At 54.2% G+C, this 17252-nt stretch carries 7 protein-coding genes and 1 other annotated feature; all 7 genes read left to right on the top strand.

Annotated elements, in window-relative coordinates; all coding sequences use genetic code 11:
- Positions 1–2 precede the first annotated feature (2 nt).
- The 7 genes from ACKGJP_RS28760 (at position 3) to ileS (ending at position 17133) form a co-directional block, all read left to right on the top strand.
- Positions 3–6032: an FIMAH domain-containing protein gene (locus ACKGJP_RS28760; RefSeq protein WP_409347283.1), complete on the top strand. Its 6030-nt coding sequence runs from the start codon at positions 3–5 to the stop codon at positions 6030–6032.
- 239 nt (positions 6033–6271) lie between these two features.
- Positions 6272–7237 (top strand): ABC transporter permease, encoded by a 966-nt coding sequence (locus ACKGJP_RS28755; protein ID WP_409342203.1) that lies wholly within the window; start codon positions 6272–6274, stop codon positions 7235–7237.
- A gap of 192 nt (positions 7238–7429) precedes the next feature.
- Entirely contained in the window at positions 7430–8317 is an 888-nt protein-coding gene (locus tag ACKGJP_RS28750; protein WP_409342202.1) for a carbohydrate ABC transporter permease, read from the top strand.
- A gap of 106 nt (positions 8318–8423) precedes the next feature.
- Entirely contained in the window at positions 8424–10037 is a 1614-nt protein-coding gene (locus ACKGJP_RS28745) for a hypothetical protein (RefSeq protein WP_409342201.1), read from the top strand.
- 118 nt (positions 10038–10155) lie between these two features.
- On the top strand, positions 10156–11907 hold the full coding sequence (locus ACKGJP_RS28740; protein WP_409342200.1) for a histidine kinase: 1752 nt from the start codon (positions 10156–10158) through the stop codon (positions 11905–11907).
- Positions 11908–12015: 108 nt separating this feature from the next.
- On the top strand, positions 12016–13650 hold the full coding sequence (locus tag ACKGJP_RS28735; RefSeq protein WP_409342199.1) for a response regulator: 1635 nt from the start codon (positions 12016–12018) through the stop codon (positions 13648–13650).
- 91 nt (positions 13651–13741) lie between these two features.
- Positions 13742–13999: a binding site (T-box leader), on the top strand.
- Between the two features lie 53 nt (positions 14000–14052).
- The gene (gene ileS / locus ACKGJP_RS28730) at positions 14053–17133 is read left to right on the top strand and encodes an isoleucine--tRNA ligase (RefSeq protein ID WP_409342198.1); all 3081 of its coding nucleotides are present in this window, start codon (positions 14053–14055) and stop codon (positions 17131–17133) included.
- Positions 17134–17252 lie beyond the last annotated feature (119 nt).

Below are 17252 nucleotides of genomic sequence, written 5' to 3'. Positions count from 1 at the left end.
AAATGGTTGTTGCCCTGCTGGTTTGGAGTATGGCTATATCGGGAATGCCTGCGGCATTTGCCGAAGCAACAGAATCGGCTCAATCGGACAATTCGGGCATCCTCGTTTACGACTTCCATAAACTGGGGCTGGACGCGGCGGGAACGACGCAGCCCGGCTGGAGCATCGTGACAGCGGAGTCAACACCGAAATACCGGGCGCAGCCTTACGGTCTGCATATGAACGGGCTCGTCAAAGACGACAAGCTGACGCTTCAATTCGATGTCCCGGAATCGGGCAAATATGAAGTCAAGTTTAAAAGCTATTTGTCCACAGGCGGGGGCAAGGCGGACGTGTTCATCGACGGGATCAAGCTTACGACGTACAACTTTTATGCAGCAGCTGGCCAATACAGCCAAGCGATGACGCTTGGTACGCAGCAATTGAACGCAGGCACCCATAAAATTACGTTTAAGGCGACCGGCTTGCGCGACGGTTGGGGCAATGACATGTATCCGTCGGAGCTTCAGTTCCATCCGGTTCAGTTCGGAGCGGAGCACGCGTTCGATTTCCGCAAGCTGGGGGTCGGCACGCAAGGGACGCAGCCCGGCTGGAGCATCGTGACAGGGGAGACGACGCCGAAATACCGGGAGCAGCCTTACGGCTTGCATATGAACGGGCTCGTCAAAGACGACAAGCTGACGCTTCAGTTCGATGTCCCGGAATCGGGCAAATATGAAGTCAAGTTTAAAAGCTATTTGTCCACAGGCGGGGGCAAGGCGGACGTGTTCATCGACGGGATCAAGCTTTCAACGTACAACTTTTATGCGGCTGCAGGCCAGTACAGCCAAACGGTGACGCTCGGTACGCAGCAATTGGATGCGGGCACGCACAAAATTATGTTTAAGGCGACCGGTCTGCGGGACGGTTGGGGCAATGACATGTATCCGTCCGAGCTGCTGCTCGCAGAAGTTCCTTCTTTGAAGGCGATTTCGTTATCGGCTGCCAAAACGACGCTGGTTGCAAATGAAACGATGCAATTGACCTTGGCCGGCAAGCTCACCGATCGTACGGATGCGGATTTAACCGGCGCAGCCGTGACCTATACAAGCAGCAACGAAGCTGTAGCGACGGTAGACGGCAGCGGGACAGTGACAGCTTTGCAGCCGGGCTCCACTACGGTTGACGTTGCGGTTGAGTTGGACGGAATAACGAAGGAAGCCAGCCTGGAGCTTCAAGTAGCGGAAGGGGTTCTTGATCGCATTGAGGCGCAACTCGACTCGCCGATCTTTAATGGCCGCACGGAAACGTTCAAGGTTCGCGGCTTTCTGACAGGCGGTCAGGCGGCAAACCTCATCGGCGCGGCGATAACGGTTACGAGCGGTGATCCAGACGTCATATCTTTCGATGCTCCCGGAACGGTGACCGCACGATCGCTCGGACAGACGGACTTGCGCGTCGAGGTCGCGATGGCCGGAGTGACGAAGCATGTGATCGTGCCGGTAGAGGTTGTGAATAATGCGCTTGCCGAAATAACGGTTGCGATCGACAAGGACGTGTTATTCGTTACGGAAAAGGCAAACTTGACGATACAGGGCAAACTGCTGGACGGCAGCGCTGCGGATTTGTCGCAGGCGGATATCGCTTTTTCCAGCAGTGACAGCCTGATTGCAACGGTCGACGACGGCACGGCTAAAATAACCGCGCATGCGGTCGGCGCTGCGGACATCACGGTTGCCGTGACGCTGGATGGAACGACCTTGACGAAGACGCTGCCTGTGCAAGTCGTCGAAGTGACCAATCAGAAGACAAGAGCTACCTTCTACACCCCTGAGAAAGTAGCGGCGGCTAGAAGCAACGTGCAAAATTTCGATTGGGCCAGAAGTATGAAGACTTCCGCCGTCAGCGCCGCAGACAAGGTTGTGCAGCTCGGCTACGAGTATCTCTGGAATATGGTTCCGCCGCAGACGCTGCCGCGCAGCTACGGGGTGAACCAGGTCAAGGGAAGCCCGGTCAGCGGCACGCAAATTAACGCCTTCGGCAATTATCCTTTTTTGATCGATCCCGTCAACGAGCCGTGGAAGCTGATCGATCCGAGCGCGAAGGATGCGAACGGTCAATATTACAAGTACCCGACTAACGATTTCGGCGCTTATTATCGAAGCGGCCTGGACGAGAACGGCATTTTCAGACCCGAACTGGCGAATCGCGCGCTTCTGGTCAATGAGCTTTACCCGGAAAAAGGGCCAAACTGGGGAGTGGACGACAGCACCGGCTGGGTGGATGCGAACGGGAACCGTTATACGTTTATCGCCTACTATGTGCATTGGGGACTGTGGTATGGCGAACAGCGGGAAGGCAACATTCAGCATGCGCTGAATTCGTTGAAGAACGCTTATCTGTACACAGGGGACGCGAAATATGCCAGAGCGGGTACGATTTTGCTTGATCGCATTGCCGATGTGTACCCGCAACTGGATATTTCGGCATATGACAAGAATGTATATTTGAACTCGCACGGCGGAACCGGGAAGGGCAAGGCGATCGGCTCCATCTGGGAGACGACGATTGTCAAAGATTTCGTAAGCGCATACGATGCGTTTTTCCCGGCTATGGATGACCCTGTAATCACTGATTTTCTGCAGGCGAAAGCGGCAGCGTACGATCTTGGCCCTCGGAAGCGTACGGCGGCGGGAATCAGGCGGAATATCGAGGACGGCATTGTGAGGCAAGTGTTCCCTTCGATCCGCAGCGCGCAAATTCGCGGCAACGACGGGATGCATCAAAGCGCACTGGCAATGGCGGCGATCGTGTACGATACGCTGCCCGAATCGAAGGAATGGCTGGATTTCAACTTCCAGGCGGGAGGACTGGTCAGCACGCCGACTTTGCAAGTGACGGGCGGCAACATTATGGCATCATTGGTCGGTGCGGTGGACCGCGACGGCAACGGCAATGAAGCGGCGCCGGGCTACAATGCATTGTGGCTGGCAAATTATCAATTGGTTGCGGATATTTTGCTGGGGAACGACATTTATCCTGAGGCCGATTTGTATGAAAATGTGAAATTTCAAAAAATATATGACGGGATTTATCCGCTCATGCTGAGCGACAATTACATTGCACAGATCGGCGATTCCGGACAAACAGGCAATCCGGGCCTTAATCTGCTAAGCAGAGAAAGCGTCATCAGAGCCTTCGAAGTATACGGCAAGCCTGTTCATGCCCAATTGGCCTATTTCTTGAATAACAATCACACCTCAGGCATTCACAGCGATGTGTTTACGGCTAATCCGGAACTGATCGCGAATCGGATTGGCGAGGTGATCGAGCAGTATGGTCCGCTGAAGCTGGACAGCGCCAACCTGACGGGCTACGGCTTCGCCGCGCTGCGTGACGGCGTTCATCCGCTTGATGTTTTCGGCATAACCTACGCATTCCCGACTTTAACGGTCGCTGGCGAGCATACCCCATACAAGTTGTTTACAAACACGGGAACGCTCCAATTGGAGGCGACCGCGCCCGGCGGCTTCATCAGCTTCGAATTCGATGCGCCAAAGACGGATCAGTACGAAATTGCGCTGCTGCCGTTAAAAGCGGCTTCGTACGGGATTTACCGGATTTTGATTGACGGCGTTTTCGTGAAGGACTTCGATTTTTACGGATCGGGCTCCGAGAAGGAGACGATTGCCGTCATGCCGCTTGCAGCGGGCAAGCATACGATTCGCTTTGAAGGCGTCGGTAAGCGCGAGATCGCGACCAACTATAAAATGGGCTTGCGGGAGCTTTCCCTCCTGGACAGCAAGGCGGTGGCGGACCGCGAGGCGGCCGCGGGTAAATCGAATACGCTGCGCGACGTGTGGATGTACTACGGCAGAAGCTCCTCACACGGCCACCGGGATACGCTGAATTTGGGCCTTCATGCGTTCGGGTTAGATTTGGCCCCCGATTTGGGCTATCCGGAATTTGCCGACAGCAACGATATGCACAGGCATCAATGGGTGAACAATACGGTCAGCCATAATACCGTCGTTGTCGACAAGTCGAAGCAGGCGGCGCAGTGGGTCGGAACACCGAAGCATTTTGACGACAGTGGCATTGTCCAATTAGTCGACGTCGAAGCGCCGGGCGTTTATTCGCAGACAAGTTTGTACAAGAGAACGACGGCGATGATCCAGGTGGACGAAGAAAACTCGTACGCCGTCGACTTCTTCCGGGTGAAGGGCGGAACGGATCATCACTTCAGCTTTCACGGTCCGGAGGGCAGCGCCTCCGTCGAGGGACTGGAGCTTGTTACCCAGCCGACGGGAACTTATGCGGGTCCGAACGTTGCGTACGGCGAGCGGGTCGATAGCGTAAGCGGGGCAGGGTATACGGGAAGCGGGTTCCATTACCTGAAAAATGTAAGAAAGGACGAGACGCCGTCCGGTCAATTCAGCGTGGATTGGGATGCGGTGGACACCTACAAGGTGCTGAAGGAGCCCGCGGATATTCATCTTCGCTTGACGATGCTTGCCGGGGCAAACGATGTCGCGCTCGCGGACGGTGTTCCTCCTACCAATAAGCCGAACAATCCGCAGAGCTTGACTTATTTGCTGGCTCACCGTACAGGAACGAACCTGGAGAGCCATTTCGCATCGGTCATTGAGCCGTACAAGGGGCAGCGCTTCGTCGCAGGCATCAGCCCGGCGGTTGTCAAAGCGAACGGCGTTCCGGTGACGAATGAACTGGAAGTCAAGGCGGTGAAAGTAGAGCTGACGAACGGCAGAACCGATTACATCGTCAGCGCGATGAACCCGGAAATCACCTATACGATCGATGATAGGATCGAATTCAGCGGATTTTTCGGGATGTACGCCGAGAAGGACGGCAGGCAGGTGTACGGCTACGTCAACGACGGTTCGCATATCGCGCCGATCGGCGCTTCGCCGGAGAGGTCTCCGGGGAGGGTGACGGGAACGGTAACGGATTTCACGAAGACATTGAGCCTTGCCAATCATATCGACGTGCAGATGGAGTTGTCGGGTATTCAGATGGAAGAGCTTGCGGGCAAATGGCTCTATATCGTCAATGACGGCATCCGCAACGCCTCGTACGAGATTAAAGGCGTATCCGCGCTCGGCGATGGCAAGTACCGGCTCGATATTGGCGATATGTCGCCAGTTCGTTCCTATGCGAACAGCGGGAATCTCAGCCAGGGATTTGTTTACGATTTTGCGGAGGACGCGTCGTTTGTCATCCCGCTGCCGTCCGAAGCGTTTCTTCTGCATACGGAGGCTACCGTCACGGGGAACGTGTATAACGGCTGGTATAAAGGCGACGCCACGGTTCAATTGAGCGTATACGGCGGGTTGTCCTCGTCGGTGACAACGACAACTTACAGCCTGGACGGAGGGCAGAGCTGGAATGCGTATACCGCTCCGCTCGTCTTGCAGGAAAGCGGCGAGCATACGCTGTCATTTCGTTCGGCGGACGCCGCAGGAAGAATGGAGCCGGTGCAGTCCATCGTCGTCAGGGTGGATAACGTGCCGCCGGCATTCACGCTGCTCGCGGGAGGCGAGGCATTGTTAAACGGGACCATCGTCGAAGACAGCCGGCTTGTAGTCCTGACTCTTCAGGCGACTGACGGGCTATCCGGCATAGCTTCGCAGGGTATGACCGTCGACGGCCAAGTATATGAGGAAGGTATGTCCTTGAATTGGGCTGGACAATTGGGCACCCATACGATCGGCATATGGGTTGAGGATCATGCCGGCAACCGGGTACAGGGAACGGTAACCATTCAAGTGACGACAAGCCCCGCTTCCGTCACACAGCTCATTGACGCTTACGAGGCAGCGGGCGAGCTGGGCCATGCCATTGCTTCGCAGCTTCGCAACAATATGATGCAGGCCGTCCATCATTGGGAAGCCGGCCGGAAGGCGCAGGCCCTTAAAAGCTTGGACGATTTCATGAAGCATATGGACAACACGGCGCATCAGAGTCAACTTTCTGCACAGGCGAAAGCCGCTCTGGCGGCGGATATCGGGGCGCTGCGGCAAATGTGGGAGTAACTGCTTACATCAGTCCTGCAATGGCGAAAAAACGTCCGGTGATCATCGATCATCCGGGCGTTTTTTCTATTTATCCTCACTGATTGTTCGACTTCTCGGTAAACGTGATTTGGCCGACGTATGAATATTTTGTACACTTTTCTAAAATTAGATGTCTATAACGGGCGATGGGGCGGCTTTATAATGAGAAACAAGTGAAAGCGCTTCATGGAAATGGTCGCTCTCAGGAGGAGGGAACAATGCAAACAGACTCGCAAAGCATAACATTGCCTGAGGAACGACAGACGCGGCAACGCGGCGAAAGTTCGATCTGGAAATCGATGTACAGGCATCGCTGGCTTTATATGCTGATGCTTCCGGGCGTGCTCTACTACTTGATCTACCATTATGTGCCGATGGCGGGTCTGGTGATCGCGTTCAAGGATTATAAGCTGATGGATGGCATTTGGGGCAGCCCGTGGGTCGGTCTCGACAATTTCCGGCAAGTGTTCAACTCGCCCGATTTTCCGCTGCTGCTGCGGAATACGTTCGTCATCAGCATCTACCGGATTTTGTTCAATATGCTTCCGGATGTGGCGCTGGCGCTTATTTTGAACGAAATTCGCGTCATGTGGTTCAAGAAGCTCGTCCAAACGATTACGTACGGCCCGTACTTCTTGTCATGGATTATCGTGTACGGCCTCGTATTCTCTTTCTTTGCGCCGGGTAACGGCCTGGTCACCGTTTTATTCCGCGATATGGGCTGGGGAGACATCGATGTGCTCACGCAATCCGCGGCATTCCGGCCGCTGCTCATTCTCACTGACATTTGGAAAAACACGGGATACGGCGCGATCATTTACTTGGCTGCCATCGCTTCGATCAACCAGGAATTGTACGAGGCCGCCGTCGTGGACGGTGCCGGCCGCTGGAGACAGCTTTGGCATATTACGCTGCCGGGCATCCGCGAGGTGTTCGTGCTGCTGCTGATTTTGCGAATTGGCCATATTTTGGATGCCGGGTTCGATCAGGTGTATATTTTCCTGAATGCGAGAGTATATGATGTCGGCGATATTTTGGATACGTGGATATTCAGGCGAGGCATCGAGCAAATGGAGTTTAGCTTGCCGGCCGCCGTCGGGGTGTTCAAATCGGTCATCGGATTTATTCTCGTCATCGCCGCCAACAAAATCGCCAAGAAGGTCGGCGGATCTGGCGTATGGTAACAGTTAGGGCGTGTCTGAACACGCACTCGGGGTCATCTTTCACCGCCTTTTCGCCCCCTGCTTCGTTCCGTTTGCTCGACGTACCCCGGTACGCCTTCCCAAACGCGCCTTGCAGGGAACGAAAATTCGGCAAAATCTGCTACCCTCGGCGTATTCAGACACGCCCTAGACAAACTTGAGGAGGACAGTGCAATGTCGTTTGCCATACACAAAACGAAAGCGGATCGGGTCGTGGATGTCATTTTATACGGATGTATGGCATTGTTTTGCCTGGCGACTTTATTTCCCCTTTACTTTGTGTTCATTATGTCGATAACCCCTTTTAAGGAAGTGATGCGCAACGGAGGCTTCGTCATTTGGCCGGGTAGTTTTACGTTCGAGGCTTTCGCAACGATTTTCAACAGCAAGGTCGTGCCTCGGGCGCTGCAAGTTTCGGTATTCATCACGGTCGTGGGCACCGCGCTGAACTTGCTCGTGACGATGTTCCTGGCGTACCCGCTGTCCAAAAAATCGTTGCCGGGCCGTCACATCGTTCTGCTCGCGCTCGTCTTTACGATGCTGTTCTCCGGCGGCCTGATCCCGACTTACTTGACGGTGCGGGCGACGGGTCTCATCAACACCCTATGGGCGCTGATTATACCGGGACTGGTGTCTACCTTTAATGCGCTGATTATGAAAACGTATTTCGAAAGTTTGCCGGCGGAGGTGGAAGAAGCGGCCAAAGTCGACGGCTGCGGCGATTTGCGGACGTTGTTCCTGATCGTCATGCCGTTGTCGATGCCGATTATTGCAACGCTTGGCTTATTCTACGGCGTGGGCCACTGGAATGCGTACTTCGGCGGCATTATGTACTTGACGGACAGTTCGCTTTATCCGATCCAGGTCGTGCTGCGGAACATGATTCAATCGCCGAGCATCAGCCAGGAATTGGGCGTACAGCAAACAATGGTGCAGCAGCTGCCGCCGGAAACAGTCAAGATGGCAACTGTAGTCGTTGCCCTCGTGCCGATCCTCGCGGTTTATCCGTTCCTGCAAAAATATTTCGTCAAAGGCATGATGATCGGCGCCATCAAGGGCTGATAGAAGGAGGTGAGCGTTCAAGAGCAGGTTACGGATCGAGAAGTATGGAAACGGGTGGTAGTGAAAGAGGTTTTCCGGTTAGTCCAAATACAGGGAGGTCAATCCTATGAAAAAGTTTTCTAAAGCAGCGATTTTTCTCATCTCCTCCGCTTTGCTCGCCAGCGCATGCGGGAAGACGGATAATGGAGCATCGCCGTCGCCGTCGTCTGCGAACGGCAGCGCGTCGCCAAGTCCGGCTGCCGCCGAGAAGAAGGAAAAGCTGGAGCTGAAATGGATGGTGCCAGTGCCGAACGGTGTCTCGCTGCCGTCTGCGGACAAGGATTTCGTCAAGAAGGCGATCGACGAGAAGTTCAACGTCGATTTGAAAATCGAATATATGCAGGACGGACAAGACTACGCGAATAAACTGAACATGAAGATCAACTCCGGCGATATCCCGGACATGTTCATCGCTAGCGGGACCGATTCGCTCAAATATGCCAAAGATAAAGTGCTGCTCGATATTTCCAAAGTGGTGACGCCGCAAACGATGCCGAACTATTTTAAATATTGGGTTTCCGAGGACGTGCTGAAACGCTATCAGGTGCTTGATATGTTCGTGCGGGCGCCAAAGCCGTATGCTCAGAAGCAGTACTGGAGCTACTACGTCCGCAAAGACTGGCTGGATAAGCTCAACCTGAAAATGCCGGAAACGTACGACGATATGATCAACGTGATGAAGGCGTTCGTCGAGAAGGACCCGGACGGCAACAGCAAAAACGATACGTATGGGATGACGGCCGCAGGGAGCGGCACGAACGTGGTGCGGGAGTTCCCGGAGTTTTTCAAGAATGGCCTTATCGCTGCATTTTATTTGGATAACGGACAGTTCGTCGAGGTGGGAACCGACATCCGAATGGGCCAGGCGCTCGACGATTTGAAAAAATCGATGGATATGAAGCTGTACGATCCGAACTGGTTTTTGAATAAGGCGGATCAGAAGGACAATGCGATTGTGCAAGGTAAGGTAGGGATTTTCTACGGGAGTACGCGAGAAGCGGCGCTGGATAATTATGCGGCCAGCTATCAGAAGAAAACGAAGGACGTTACGGGCGATTCGAAAGTCGATTGGCAGCCGTTCCACCCGTGGGCCAAATCGGGCGTGTATACGGACCCGCTTCCGGGCTCTCCGTTCCTGTTCAGCGTGAAGTCCTCTGAGGCAAAGGTGAAGCGATCGACGGAAATTTTGGACTGGCTGGCCGGCGAAGAAGGCTTCCTGCTGACGCATTATGGCAAAGAAGGTGTGCATTACAAGAAGAACGGAAAAAAAATCGAGATGATTGCGGATGCGTTTAAGAAAGACATCGCCGATAACGGCAACTTCCTGGAAATTTACGGATTCTTTACGCCGGCAGAGCCGCCAACGCTTGGCCTTGAACTGATCAACCCGCAGGAAACGGACCGCGACCGCGCGATTCTCGCCAAAATTGCCGCTTATAAATATTTGCCGTCGATCGGCACAAGCGTTTCCGTCAAGGAAGGCATGGATCTCGCTTCGTTAAGAAAGCAAATGTACTTGTACCAGTCGAAAATTTTGTTCGAGGAGAAGGATGCGTCGAATTGGCCGAAATACCGTCAAGAGCTGATGAACAAGTACGGCGGCAAGCAGATTTTCGATTATTATGCGGAGCAAATTACGAAGGCGCATGGCAAAACATATACCTTTAAGGCGGACAATTAAGCATGGATAGCCCGGTTTGCGCCGGGCTTTTTGGCAATGATCCAAGACTGCACGGCCGCGCGCGTGTTAAAATGGCGGAAACGTGTGCTTATAGCACGGATAGAAACGGGGGCGTACGGTGAGGCGGATCAAAACCATGTTTACCGGCATCGGCACAAAAGTGTTTCTGATATCCTTCCTGTCGGTTCTATGCGCGCTATTTATTATCGGCTTTATCGCTTATCGGAATATTTACGTGATGATCAAGGAAAATCAGGTCAAAACGCTGCAAGCCTCCTACATCCAGGTTGAAGAATATTTGAAATCGTATATGAAAAATATTCAGACCCAGCTGCTATTTCTGGCCAATCCGGAAATTTACAACAAGCTATCCGAAACGGATTATACGCGGACGCTGGAAAATATGATGACGATCAACTCCGAAGAGATTCATTTCTTCTATGTCATCGAGGATGGCCGGCTGCTGGCAAGCGTGCCGTACGGCTTTAAATATTTCGTCTCCCCGGAATGGCTGGCGGAGGTCGGCGCGGAAACCGGGCGAAGAGGCTTTTGGTGGAGCAAGCCCCATGATTCCGGACAAGGACAGGGGGTCACGGTTGCCAAAAGCTTTCAAAACCCGGCCAGCGGCAAAACGCTCGTTGTTGCGCTGGATATCAATGTCGTCGAGCTTGTGAAAGCGATGGCGTCGAACGAGAAGGAAAGCAGCATTTTCCTCTATACCCGGGACGGCGATTTTATCGCGACAAGCAAGGAACCGAAGCTTTACAAGGAATTTCAACATTTGGACCGCATGAAGGAGCAGCTTCGTCTCCTGGCGCTTGGCGGCAGCAGCGAGTTCGAAACGTTAAACGCTCCGGAAGGCAATTGGAAAGTGCTGAAGCGAGAAAACAACCGGTGGGAGTGGGTCGTCTTTGCGGTCATTAATGAATCCGAAGCCTACCCGCTGCTGACGATTATAAACAGGCAAATCATTCTGATCATGGTCATATGGGTGATCATTTCGCTGATCATTTCGTATAGGCTTGCCTCCTATATCAAAAATCCGATCCATCGCATTACAAGGCAGATGAAGCTTGGGGCGATGGGAAATTTGGATGCCCGCATCGAGCTCCGGCGGAACGACGAATTCGCTTCGATCGCCAACAATTTCAACAAAATGATGAGCAACATCAAGGAGCTTTTTGAAAATTTGAAGCAAGCCGAGAAAAGAAAGCGTTATCAGGAATTAAAGACGCTGCAATCGCAAATTCACCCGCATTTTTTGTACAATACGCTGAGCTCCTTCTACCTTCTGTGCGAAACAGACCGGATCAAGGAGCTTGGCCCGATGATTCATTCGCTGATGGGGCTGCTTCATTATTCGATCGATAAAGTCGGCGATATCGTGTCTTTGGAAGAAGAGCTGCGGCAGGTCGGCCATTATGTCGATCTGATGAAGCTGAGATTCGGCGATGTGTTCGATATTGATATCGTCGTGCCGGAATATTCGCTGCCTGTGCCGCTGCCGAAGCTCACTTTAATTACGCTGATCGAGAACAGCATTTTTTACGGGCTTGGCCTGACGGAGCAGCGCAATCATATTATTATCGCAGCAAATATGGAAAACAGCGGAGGAATCACGATCGAGGTTTCCGATACGGGACCAGGCATCGATCCCGCCCAATTGCAGGATTTGCTGATCCAAAGAAACGCTGACGGCAGCGGCACATTCCAAGGCTTGAACAATCTGGGCATCCGCAATATCCATGAACGGATTCAGCTGTATTTTGGCGAGAACTACGGACTTCATCTCGAGAATGAGCCTGGGCAAGGGCTGTTGGTGCAAATCAGACTCCCGGGTTCTTTCGGAAAGCCGAAGGATTCTATTTAAGCCGAATCTAAGAAACGTCGGGAGAGAGAGAACGCAGCGGACTCCCGTCATGCGCTAGTTCAACTTCAATTCAAGGCTGAATGATCATAATCGTTCGGGGGGAGCAGGATGCAGAAGCTGAAGGTGCTTATCGTGGACGACGAGCAGCTGATCAGAGAGCGGTTTTCCGTAAGAATCCCATGGGATAAGGCGGGATTTCAATTGATCGGGGCTGCGGTGAACGGCAGGCAGGCGATCGAAATGATGGAGCAGGAGATGCCGGATCTTCTGCTTACGGATATTACGATGCCCGTGATGGACGGGCTTGCTCTCGCGGAATATGTGCGCGGCAGGTGGCCGAAGGTACGTGTCGTGTTTTTGACGGCTTACAGCGAATTCGCCTACGCCCAGAAAGCGATCATGCTCGGAGCGAAAGGGTATTTGCTAAAAGCGACGCAATCAAGCGATCAAATATTGGAGACATGCCGAACGATAGCCGAGGACATTTCCCGCGAGCTCGAGGCGGAGGAGAAGCTGACGAATCACGAGAAACGGAGATCGGAAGAGGAATGGGAGGTCAAAAGGCAGCTGATGGAGGACGTCATCGCGGGGGATGAGCGCAACGGTACGACTGATGACCAAATCGCCGCCAATACGCTCCAGCAGCAAATTATTGCGGTATCGGGAGGTCCCGGCAGCAATTTCGCCCTGTTTTCAATCGGCTGGGACTGGCATGAGGCGGTGCAAAATAAACGCATAACCGCTGCCGAAATGAACAAGCAACAGCGGGAAGCCGGCCGGGAGATCGAGAAGCTGCTTGCCGAAGGCGGCGGAGAGAAGGAACCGTTCGGCTTTTGCGTATATCCTTACCGTACGAACAGACTGCTTGTATTGCTGCATGCTCCTTATTCATATGGCGTCTCGTCGTTTCAGGCGAAGCTTCATCATTGGTCAAGCCGGTGTCTCGGCGTCTTGAAGGAGATCGTACAGGCGGGCTGCTTCTTATTTGCCGACTCGATCGTCGCTTCGCCGGAGCTGACGCTGCCGATGTTCCGGAGCAGTCAGGAGAAGCTGGCCGCTTACTTCTATAAGCAAACCGCGTTTGCTACCGCTAACGACACGATCGTTTATCAAGACTGGTCCCGGCTGTATCAGGCGGAGCTGGTGGCTCTTGCGGCCAGGGCGTTCCACGGCGGCAATGTCGAGGATTTGAAAAAGGCGGCGACGGAGCTGACGACTATGCGTCAGCCGCCTTTTTCCCCGCTCAAGCTGAAGCATGCGGCAAGAACGATTATGGAAACCGGGCCTTGGACGGATTCCGGCAGGAAGCATTCGCTCTTGTCGAAGCTTCAATGGCTCGAAACATGGTCCGATTACTGCGATTGGTGGCGGGAAGCGATTTTGCAGCTGGAGTCGTCCGGCATCGTCCGGGAGCATATGACCGTGCGCAAAGAAGTTCAGCAAATGTGCCGGATCATCCACGAGCAGTATGACCGGGATTTGCTCATAACGGATCTTGCCGCCGCCGTAGAAATGAACGCCGCCTATGCCGGCCAATTGTTCAAGCAGGAAACCGGCGAGTACGTTACCGACTATTTAAACCGCGTGCGGATGAAAAAAGCGAAGGAGCTGCTGGACCAAACCGATATGAAAGTATACGAGGTGTCCCATGCAGTCGGCATATCCGGCTACCGGTACTTTTGCAAATTATTCAAAGAGATTATCGGGTCGACGCCGACGGATTATAAAAATAAAAGCCGATAAACCGCGTTCCTTCCGGCTTGTAAGGGTCGAGTGGCGATGGTTGACATTTTATTGGGATTGGTGTAAAAATGAACTTATCCGAATGAATCGCATAAATTCATTGACGAGAACGAGTACGCTAACACCCTTGTTCCCCAGAGAGTCGGCCCCGCGCTGAAAGCCGACGTTCGAGAGTTAGCCGAATATCCTCTCCGAGAAGGAAAGCTGAAGCAAGCGAGTAAGCTGCCCCGGGATCCCGCCGTTACAAGGGACGCGCATGCTGGTGCGCAGGTTGAGGGCCGTAGGATCATAGCTAGTATGATCGCTGCGGAACAAGGGTGGTATCGCGAGAGACAATCTCGTCCCTTACGGGGCGGGATTTTTTTGTGTTTTCATTTTCTAAACGAAAGGGTGTCGCACATTATGCAAAAGGTTGACGTCAAAGAAAAAGCGAGAACCCGCGAGCTGCGGGTTCTCGAGCAGTGGAGGCTGAACGATACGTTCCGCCAATCGATCGCGAACCGCGAAGGCAAGCCGAACTTCGTCTTCTACGAAGGGCCGCCGACCGCGAACGGAAAGCCCCACATCGGGCACGTGCTCGGGCGCGTCATCAAGGATTTCATCGGTCGGTACAAAACGATGTCCGGCTACCGCGTCGTCCGCAAAGCCGGGTGGGATACGCACGGCCTTCCGGTCGAGCTTGGCGTGGAGAAGCAGCTCGGCATCTCGGGCAAGCAGGAAATCGAGAAATACGGGATCGCCGAATTCGTCGAGAAGTGCAAGGGCAGCGTATTCGAGTACGAGAAGCAGTGGCGCGAGCTGACCGAAGCGATCGGCTACTGGACCGACATGGACAACCCCTATGTGACGCTAACGAACGATTATATCGAGAGCGTCTGGCATTTGCTGTCCGAAATTCACGGCAAAGGCCTGCTGTACAAAGGGCATCGGGTCAGTCCGTACTGCCCGGATTGCCAGACGACGCTCAGCTCGCACGAAGTGGCGCAAGGCTACGAGGACGTCAAGGATTTGAGCGCGACCGTCAAATTCAGAAGCAAACGCGGGAACGAAGTGTTCCTCGCATGGACGACGACGCCGTGGACGCTTCCGGCCAACGTGGCGTTAGCCGTGAACAAGGACATCGATTACGTCAAGGTGAAACAGAACGGCGAGGTTTATGTCGTCGCGAAAAACCTTGCAGAGAAGGTGTTCAAGGATGATTACGAAATCCTTTCCGCCCATAAAGGCGCGGAGTTCGTAGGTACGCCGTACGAGCCGCCTTTCGGCTACATCAATGCAAACAAAGGGTTTATCGTCGTAGACGCCGACTATGTCAGCGATACGAGCGGTACCGGTATCGTGCATACGGCACCGGCTCACGGGGAGGACGACTATCGCACGACCCGCCAGCATGAACTGGATTTCGTGAACGTCGTCAACCTGGCGGGGCGTTATACCGATCAGATCACGGAATTCGCCGGACGCTTCGTCAAGGATTGCGATGTGGATATCGTCAAAACCTTATCCGAGCGCGGCCTGCTCTTCTCGAAGGAGCGCTACGAGCACAGCTATCCGTTCTGCTGGCGCTGCAAATCGCCGCTGCTCTACTACGCGATGGAAAGCTGGTTTATCAAAACGACCGCGGTCAAGGAGCAGCTCATCGAGAACAACAGCCAAATCGACTGGTATCCGTCCCACATCCGCGAAGGCCGTTTCGGCAAGTTCCTCGAGGAACTCGTCGATTGGAACATCAGCCGCAACCGGTACTGGGGGACGCCGCTTAACGTTTGGCTGTGCCGGGATTGCGGCTGCGAATACGCGCCGGGCAGCTTCAAGGCGCTGCAGGAAAGAGCGGAGCAGCCGATCGACGAAAGCCTGGAGCTGCATAAGCCGTACGTGGATGAAGTGAAGCTGCGCTGCTCGTGCGGCGGCACGATGGATCGGACGCCGGAGGTGATCGACGTATGGTTCGACAGCGGCTCGATGCCGTTCGCGCAATACCATTACCCGTTCGGCGACGAGAAGCTTTTCCAGGAACAGTACCCGGCCGACATCATCTGCGAAGGCATCGACCAAACGAGAGGCTGGTTTTTCAGCTTGCTTGCCGTCTCCACGCTGTTTAACGGCAAATCGCCTTATAAAGCCGTTATTTCGACCGGACACGTTCTGGACGAGAACGGGCAGAAGATGTCCAAGAGCAAGGGCAACGTCATCGATCCGTGGGAAATCATCGACGAATTCGGCACGGATGCGTTCCGCTGGGCGCTTCTGTCCGACAGCGCGCCGTGGAACAGCAAACGGTTCTCCAAGCAGATCGTGGCCGAGGCCAAGTCGAAGGTGATCGATACGATCCATAACACGCATGCTTTCTATGCTTTGTATGCGACGATCGACGGCTACAAGCCTGAAGAGCATCCGGCGCAAGCGTCCGCGAACGAATTGGACCGCTGGATTTTGTCGAAGCTGAACAGCACCGTGCAGCAAGCGCGGAAGGGTCTGGAAGGCTACGACTTCCTGAACCCGGCCAAGCAGATCGAAACGTTCGTAGATGAGCTAAGCAACTGGTACATCCGCCGTTCCCGCGACCGGTTCTGGGGAAGCGAGATGACGACGGATAAGGTGTCGGCCTATCAGACCCTTCGTGAGGTGCTCGTAACGCTTGCGCGGCTGATCGCGCCATATGCGCCGCTCATTGCCGAAGACATGTACGCCAACCTTGGCGGCGAAGGCAGCGTTCATTTGGCGGACTATCCGGAGGCGAATGCTTCGGTCATCGACGCTACGCTGGAGAGCGACATGGAAACCGCGCGGCAAATCGTCGAGCTGGCGCGGAATATCCGCAACGAGACCGGCATCAAAACGCGCCAGCCGCTGTCCGCGCTGCTCGTATCGCTGGACCGCAGCTTCAACCTGAGCCGGTTCGAGGACATCATTAAAGACGAGATCAACGTGAAGGCGATCCGTCCGGTGGAGGGCGACAGCGGTTTTGTCGACTTCAGCCTGAAGCTGAACCTTAAGGTTGCCGGCAAAAAATACGGCAAATTCGTCGGACCGCTGCAAAACCATCTGAAGCAGCTGTCCGCTTCCGAAGCCAAGCTGGCTGTCGATAGCGGTGGCCTGGATGTAACCCTTGACGGAGAAACGCTCCGCGTTACCGTGGAAGAGCTGCTTGTCGAGAAGCAAGCGAAGGAAGGCTTCGCTTCCGCGGCGGGCTATCAGATCACGGTTGCCCTCAACACGGCGATCACGGAGGAGCTGCAGCAGGAGGGGCTCGTCCGGGAAGTCGTGCGCGCCGTCCAGGACTACCGCAAAAAGCTGGAGCTGCCGATCGAGAAGCGCGTAAACCTCGTGCTCGATGCGGATTCGCAGCTGCGCACGGCGCTTGAGCGGTTCGATCATGTGCTGCAGGAAAATGTGCTGCTGTCCTCCGTTCGCTATGCGAAGGAAGCGGGCATGGAAACCGTGGCGATCGGGGATAAAACCTTGGGTCTGCTTGTCGAGTAAGCAGCGTGCATAAATGTTTATCCATGAGCAAGCAACAGGCGGCCGATAACGAATCGGCCGCCCGTTGCTTTTTTTGCAGATCCCATATCGATTCCAGAGCGCTTAGCAGCAAGCAGCAC

The sequence above is a fragment of the Paenibacillus litoralis genome, assembly GCF_046244365.1.
In the GTDB taxonomy this organism is placed as follows: Bacteria; Bacillota; Bacilli; order Paenibacillales; family NBRC-103111; genus Paenibacillus_V.
Note: the sequence above shows the minus strand (reverse complement) of the source record. Positions and strands in the feature narration are given on the sequence as shown.